The organism is Citrobacter sp. Cf125, assembly GCF_030333935.1.
Taxonomy (GTDB): Bacteria; Pseudomonadota; Gammaproteobacteria; order Enterobacterales; family Enterobacteriaceae; genus Citrobacter; species Citrobacter freundii.
This window is the reverse complement of record NZ_JAOWEY010000006.1, coordinates 1-583: the sequence shown is the minus strand read 5'-3', so window position 1 is coordinate 583 and position 583 is coordinate 1. Positions and strand designations below refer to the sequence as shown.

Sequence of the window (583 nt, the reverse complement as noted above, 5' to 3'; positions counted from 1 at the left end):
CCGGGTTGCGGACAGTGTCTGGTGGGTAGTTTGACTGGGGCGGTCTCCTCCTAAAGAGTAACGGAGGAGCACGAAGGTTAGCTAATCCTGGTCGGACATCAGGAGGTTAGTGCAAAGGCATAAGCTAGCTTGACTGCGAGAGTGACGGCTCGAGCAGGTGCGAAAGCAGGTCTTAGTGATCCGGTGGTTCTGAATGGAAGGGCCATCGCTCAACGGATAAAAGGTACTCCGGGGATAACAGGCTGATACCGCCCAAGAGTTCATATCGACGGCGGTGTTTGGCACCTCGATGTCGGCTCATCACATCCTGGGGCTGAAGTAGGTCCCAAGGGTATGGCTGTTCGCCATTTAAAGTGGTACGCGAGCTGGGTTTAGAACGTCGTGAGACAGTTCGGTCCCTATCTGCCGTGGGCGCTGGAGAATTGAGGGGGGCTGCTCCTAGTACGAGAGGACCGGAGTGGACGCATCACTGGTGTTCGGGTTGTCATGCCAATGGCATTGCCCGGTAGCTAAATGCGGAAGAGATAAGTGCTGAAAGCATCTAAGCACGAAACTTGCCCCGAGATGAGTTCTCCCTGAGACT

At 55.1% G+C, this 583-nt stretch carries 1 rRNA gene; it reads left to right on the top strand.

The features are described from left to right. Positions 1-583 (top strand): 23S ribosomal RNA (locus OGV89_RS00720); the annotation flags it as partial.